Annotated in this window: 5 protein-coding genes; 4 read left to right on the top strand and 1 reads right to left on the bottom strand. The window is 71.8% G+C overall.

The features are described from left to right. Positions 1–16: 16 nt before the first annotated feature. From ACYVE7_RS06650 to ACYVE7_RS06665, 4 genes are all read left to right on the top strand, one after another. Entirely contained in the window at positions 17–793 is a 777-nt protein-coding gene (locus tag ACYVE7_RS06650) for a class II glutamine amidotransferase domain-containing protein (protein WP_460363663.1), read from the top strand. Between the two features lie 123 nt (positions 794–916). Further along, positions 917–3,331 (top strand): cytochrome P450, encoded by a 2,415-nt coding sequence (locus ACYVE7_RS06655; RefSeq protein ID WP_460363664.1) that lies wholly within the window; start codon positions 917–919, stop codon positions 3,329–3,331. A 198-nt stretch (positions 3,332–3,529) separates the two neighbouring features. Further along, complete coding sequence (locus ACYVE7_RS06660; protein ID WP_460363665.1) at positions 3,530–4,489, top strand: hypothetical protein; 960 nt, start codon at positions 3,530–3,532, stop codon at positions 4,487–4,489. 81 nt (positions 4,490–4,570) lie between these two features. Further along, positions 4,571–5,341 carry a PP2C family protein-serine/threonine phosphatase gene (locus ACYVE7_RS06665; protein ID WP_460363666.1) on the top strand — a complete coding sequence of 257 codons (771 nt, stop codon included), beginning with the start codon at positions 4,571–4,573 and terminating at the stop codon, positions 5,339–5,341. Between the two features lie 17 nt (positions 5,342–5,358). Here ACYVE7_RS06665 and ACYVE7_RS06670 read toward each other — a convergent pair. Beyond that, on the bottom strand, positions 5,359–6,344 hold a 986-nt coding region (locus ACYVE7_RS06670; RefSeq protein ID WP_460363667.1), incomplete at its 5' end, for a hypothetical protein.

Below are 6,344 nucleotides of genomic sequence, written 5' to 3' on the forward strand. Positions count from 1 at the left end.
GGGACGATCAGCTTCTATGCTGCGTCGTGGACGCATCATCGAAACAGGGGGTTCCATGTGCCGCCATTTCGCCTGGTTGGGCCACGAACGCACGGTCGAGCAGCTCGTCCTGCTCCCCTCGTACGGACTGCCCCGGCAGGGTGATCGGCCGCGCTGGCAGCAGATCGAACTGGTGAACAGGGACGGTTTCGGCGTCGGCTGGTTCACCGGCGAGAGCACCGTCACCTACCGCAGGGTCGGCCCGATCGAGGCCGACCCCGGCTTCCCCGAACTGGCCCGCTCGGTGTCCGGCGGCTGCGTGATCGGCGCGGTGCGCGGGGCGAGCCCGGGAATGTCGATCGAGGTCGAGGCGACCGCGCCGTTCACCAACGGCACCGCCCTGCTCTCGCTGAACGGGCACGTCAGCACCAAGCTGACCGCTGCACTGCTGGATCCGGCCTACGAACCGGAGTCCACCTGCGACGCGGCGTTCCTCGCCACCCTGCTGTGGCAGCGCCTGGACTCCGGTGACTCGCTGACGGCCGCCGTCCCCGCCCTGGTCCGCGACGTGTCACGGCTCGACCCGAACGCCTGCCTCAACCTCCTCGCCACCGACGGCATGACCATCGTCGCCACCACCTGGGGCGAAACCCTCTGCTACCGCTCCGGCCCCTCCGGCATCCTGGTGGCCAGCGAACCCCACGACGACACCCCCGACTGGATCGTCGTCCCCGACCACCACCTCCTGATAGCCGACCCGGTCGGCGTCTCCACCTCCCCCCTCCACACCCACGAACCCTCCACCCCCCACTGAGGCGCGTCCCAAAGCGAGACATCCCGCCCAACCGAGACATCCTCCGGCGGCGACGGCCTTGCCGCGCCCAGAGCCCGCTGACGTACTGGAAGGCGAGGATCCGAAGACCGCGGGAGTAGAGCCATGCACAGCTCCGGGACGTCCGACCGCCACCACCCCGCCGTCCAGGGGGCCCGCGCGCTCCCGGACTTCGTGATGCCGCTGCCGGCGCAGCGCCTCGCCCCCGGGATGCGCGCCGCGGAACACGACATGTGGCTCTGGCTGAGACGCCACCGGATGGACGGCAACGAGGCGATGCGGGAGCACCTGAACCGCACCCGGCCCGCCTACACGTCGGCCTGCTACTACCCGGACGCCGACAGCACGCGCCTGCGCGACATCAACCGCCTCGTCACCTTCGACTTCCTGGTCGACGACGTTCTCGACGACGCGATCACCACCCACGACCAGGGCACCGTCGAACGGATCATCGCGGAGCTGGTCGGCGTGACCCTCGGCCGCGCCGAACCCGCGAGCCGCGCCGGGCACGCCCTGTCCGACGCGAAACGCCTGCTGACCGAGGGCCGTTCGCCCGGCTGGAAGGCCGCGCTCGACGAGGTCCACGCCGGCTGGCTGCGGACCTATCCGGCCGAGGCCGCGCTGGTCAGGGCCGGCGGACGCATGACGCCGGGCGACTACCTCCGCCACCGGCGCTGGAGCGTCAACGAGTTCACCTACCTGCATCTGCAGGAGTACGCGCTCGGCGTCGATCTTCCCGCGGCCGTCCGGGATCTGCCCGCGATGCGTCAGGCCAGGGCGCGGGCCAGCGAGTGGATCGGCGTGTACAACGACGTCTTCTCCGCGGAGAAGGAGGACGCGATCGGCTATCCGCACAATCTCGTCGTCCTGGTGCGGACCGCGCACGGCTGCACACGGGAGTCGGCCCTCGCGACGGCCAACGACGTGCTCAGCGGTCTGCTCGAACAGTTCCTGGCGGCCTGTTCGGCGGTCCCCGCCCAGGTGGAGGCCGTGGTGCCGAGGGATTCCCAGGTCTTCGCCGACGCCATGCGGGTGGTGAACGGGTACCGGCAGGTCGTCCGCGGAAACTTCGACTACCACTTCGGCAGCCCCCGCTACAACGCCGTCCCCGGCTATCTGCCGGCCGGGGCGCCCGGCGAGCAGCCGCCCGGCTGGACGACGCCCGTCGCCGAGCTCTTCCTCCCTTCCGCGATTCCCACCGCGCCCGGAGCGCTGCCGCTGCTCGGCCATCTGCCGAGCCTGGCACGCGACCCGCTCACCTTCATGAAGTCGCTGCCCGCCCGCGGCGACCTGGTCCGGATCCGCCTGGGCCGCCTGCCCGCCCTGGTGGTGTGCGATCCCGACCTGACCTGGCAGGTCCTGCACGACGACAGGACCTTCGACAAGGGTGGCCCGTTCTTCGACCGGCTCCGCGAGACGCTCGGCGACGGCATCGGCACCTGCCCGCACAGCCTGCACCGCCGCCAGCGCCGGCTCGTGCAGCCCGCCTTCCACCCGGCCCGGCTCCCCGGTTACGCGGCGGTCATGACGAAGCAGATCTCCGGAATGACGGACACCTGGCAGGACGGCCGGCCGATCGACGTCCTCGCGCAGATGGCGGAGTTCACCGCCCGCACCACGGTCGAGACGATGTTCTCCGACGCGATCCCGCCGCAGACCCTCACCCAGACCACCCAGGACATCAGCGCGATCTTCGACGGCTGGTACCGCCGGATGCTGACGCCCCCGCCCCTCGACAGGCTGCCCACGCCCAAGAACCGCCGCTACCACCAGGCGAACGCCCGGCTCCGCCGGAACATCGGCTCGATCATCGCCCACCGGCGCGCGACCGGCGAGGATCTGGGCGACCTGCTGTCACCGCTGCTGAACGGCGTGGAAGGCGAGCCGCCGGGAGGCGACGGAAGGCTCACCGACGCCGAGATCGCCGACCAGCTCATCGTGTTCTACATCGCGGGCACCCAGACGACCGCCGCCACCCTGGCCTGGGCGCTCTGGCTGATCGCCCGCCATCCGGAGATCGAGGCGCGCCTCCACCAGGAGGTCGACACCGTCCTCGACGGCGGTCCCGCCACCTACGAGCGGTTGGCGCGGCTCACCCTGACCGGGAACATCGTCACCGAGACGCTCCGCCTCTGGGGCCCTGGCTGGTTCCTCACCAGGACCGTCCCGGCCGAGACCCGGCTGCGGCAGTACACCGTGCCCGCGGGCTCGACGATCGTCTACAGCCCCTATCTCGTTCACCACGACGCCGCGCTCTACGACGACCCGGAGTCCTTCGCGCCTGACCGCTGGGACGATCCCGCGCTCCGCTCCGCCCGGCACGCTCTGATCCCGTTCGGGTCGGGGGCCCGCAAGTGCATCGGCGACTCCTTCGCCACCGTCGAGGCCGTCCTCGCCCTGGCGACCGTCGCGGCACGCTGGCGGCTGTGTCCCGAGCCCGGCCAGAAGGTCCGGCCGGCGCGCGGTGACACGCTCCGCCCCCGCCGCCTGATCATGCGGGCCGAGGCGCGGCGGCGGTGAAGGGGCGGGGATGGTCACCATACGTACCTAGGGCGGGGCGGAGGGTCAGATGGTGATCGTCGGGGAAATAGGTCAGATGACGAAGTGTGCTGGGGCGGGTCGGGGGGTGACACTGAGGGGGCAAGGCCGCGGGCGTGCGTATCTGCGCTGAGGTGGGGGCCCGCGGCCGGCGTACTTCCGAAGGTGTAGGGGTGGACCGTGACGACCGAGTGTCCGGCGATGCTGCTGGGGCGTGATCGCGAGATCGACGGCCTGTGGGCGCGGCTCGGCAGGTCGCGGCTGGTGTCCGTGGTCGGGGCCGGCGGGGTGGGGAAGACGGCGCTGGCCTCGGCCGCCGTCGCCGGGCTCGGCACACCCTTCCGCTGGGCCGACCTGTCGGCGCTGACCGACGCCGAACTGGTGCCGCACGCGATCGCGCGGGCCCTGCTCGTCCAGGACGATCTGCGGCTGCCGATGCTGGAGGCGATCGCCCGGTCCGTCGGCGACGACCCGGAGCTGCTGGTTCTCGACACGTGCGAGCATCTGACCGGCGCGTGCGCCGCCGCCGTCGCCTACCTGCTCGGCTCCTGCCCGAGGCTGACGGTCCTGACGACCAGCCGGTCGCGGCTGCGGGTGGCGGGCGAGGACGTCCTGGAGCTCGACCGGCTCGACGCCCTCGCGGCCGTCGCGCTGCTCACCCGGCAGGTCGGTTTCGGGGCCGCCGCCGGTGAGCTCTGCGCGCGGCTCGGCCGGCTGCCGCTCGCGATCGAACTGGCGGGGGAGCTCAGCCGGACAGAACTGGAACGGCTCCTGGAAGAGCCGGGCGGGGTGCTGCGGCTGTCGACCGAACGGCGCGGCGTGCCCGCACGGCACCGCAGCCTGCGCGCCGCGATCGGCTGGAGCCACGGGCTGTGCGGCCCCGACGAACGGCTGCTCTGGGCACGGCTGTCAGCGCTGCCCGCGGCGTTCACCGGCGAGTTCGCGTTGACGTTCTGCGCCGACGCCCGGCTGCCCGTGCCCGCGGCGGAAGCGGCGCTCCGCGCCCTGGTCGAGGTGTCGGTGGTGCAGCGTTCGGCGAACGCGCACGCACTGCCGGAGCCGTACCGCGTGTACGGCGCGGGGATGCTGCGGGAGCTCGGCCAGCAGGATTTTTTCCAGCCGAGGGAACAGGAAACCTAGGGATTCTCGAAAAGGTCGATAACGGAGTGCTTGCACTCCGCTACTCTGACGACTTGGTCTCCTAGACGACCGGACTTCCCCATGGATCTGAGTCTCTTCCCTTCAGAGCCGCCCACCCGCCTCTCCTGCGAGAGAGGACTGCCGCGCTGGACCTCCGCGGTGAACGGGGCGGACGCGCTGCTCAACACCGCACAATGGATCGGTGACCTGCGCATTGCCGCGCTCACCCAGCCCGCCACCGGCGCGTGGCCGGTCACCGGCGACCTCTGGTCCGTGATCGAGACCAGATTCGGCACCCGAATGATCATCGCGGACGCGCTCGGCCACGGCCCGGACGCCGCCTGCCTCGCCCAGCGCGTCCACCGGGCGTGGCATCTGGTCGCGCCGCACGAGCCGACCACCCTCGGCATCACCCTGCGGCTCGACTCGATGCTCGCCAAGCAGAACCACTCCGAGAAGTTCGTGACGGCGCTGCTGCTCACGGTTCGCGGGCCTGGCCACGTCGAGCTGGTCTGCTGCGGCCACCCGCCACCGCTGCTGCTGGGCCGGTTGGGCGCGAGCTGGGCCGACGCGCTCCCGTCGTCGCCGCCGCTCGGCCTGCTCAACCTGGCCGGCGGCTGGGCCGAGACCACGACCCTGCCGTTCGGCCCCGGCGACAGGATGCTGATGGTGACGGACGGGGTCACCGAGGGCCCCGGCGACGACGGCCCCTACTATCCGCTCGCCGAACGGCTCACCGCGCTCGGCCCCCGCCGCGACGACCTGATCGAGGCCCTGGCCGACGACCTCACCCGCCACACCGAGGGCCGCACCCTCGACGATCTTCTCGTGCTCCTCCTCGACCGCCACTGAACCCCGGTCCGGCCGGGCTAGCGGCGCCGGATCGCCAGGTGCACGAGCTGCGCGGTGACGACGAACAGCGCCACGAAGACGATGAAGAACTCGCCGTCGACGGAGCCGCCGAACGCCTGCGCGCCGATGAACCCCAGGATGGGGACGGCCAGGCAGATCAGCCACGCGCCGTGCGCGGTGAGCGCGTCGGGCTTCGGGGAGAAGACGGCCGCCGCGGCCAGCACCAGAACCGAAGAGATGATCAGTGCGGCGTAGTAGACGAGATCCGGCACCATCAGGAAGACCGCGACACCGAGCACGAGCGGGATCACGGCCATCGTGATCGAACCGGCCGTCGCGGAACGGAACCGCAGGAGCGCGGGGCCGGACGCGAGCAGAGTCCCGACCAGGATCAGCAGATGGGGGTCGGCGCTGCGGCCGCCGACGTCCATGGTGAGCGTGGACGCCAGCCCGTCGACCGCCCACGGCACCAGGCCGAACGCCCAGCCCGTCATCTTGGTGCCGCGGCTGAGCACGACGCCCAGGGCGAACGTCAGGAAGATGCCGAACGGGACGATCGCCACGAACAGCCAGAAATAGTCGTTGGCGTCGCTGGCGTCGCCCGGGTGCTCCGGCAGGACCTCGAACATGGTCATCGGCGAGACCGCGGTGCCGTCGCCCAGGAAGAGGTGGCGGAACCAGAGGAGCACCCCGAGCAGCATGAGCACGCCACCCACGATCGCGACGCCCTCCGCGTACCGCCCCGCCCCCGTCGCCGCGGCCCGCGGCCCCGCTGCGGGCGGTTGCTGGAACGGGTGGAGCAGCGGCGAGGCGGCCGCCGTGTACGGCCCCGCCCCTTCATGCAGCACACTCTGCACCGCCCCGAACTGCGGCGGCGCATACGGATTCCCCTGCTGCGGCGCCCCGTAGGTCTGCGCGGAACCGGAGGGCGCGGGTTGGGGGGGAGTGGACGGGGCGTCCTGGAGCCAGTACTGCTGGCGGGGCGGGGTGGACGGCTCGGGGG

The organism is Actinocorallia lasiicapitis, assembly GCF_054778695.1.

What these genes read in the sequence shown, in the direction of transcription:
- ACYVE7_RS06650 (WP_460363663.1), top strand. Translation starts at nt 17, where the DNA reads ATGCTGCGTCGTGGACGCATCATCGAAACAGGGGGTTCCATGTGCCGC.
- ACYVE7_RS06655 (WP_460363664.1), top strand. Translation starts at nt 917, where the DNA reads ATGCACAGCTCCGGGACGTCCGACCGCCACCACCCCGCCGTCCAGGGG.
- ACYVE7_RS06665 (WP_460363666.1), top strand. Translation starts at nt 4,571, where the DNA reads ATGGATCTGAGTCTCTTCCCTTCAGAGCCGCCCACCCGCCTCTCCTGC.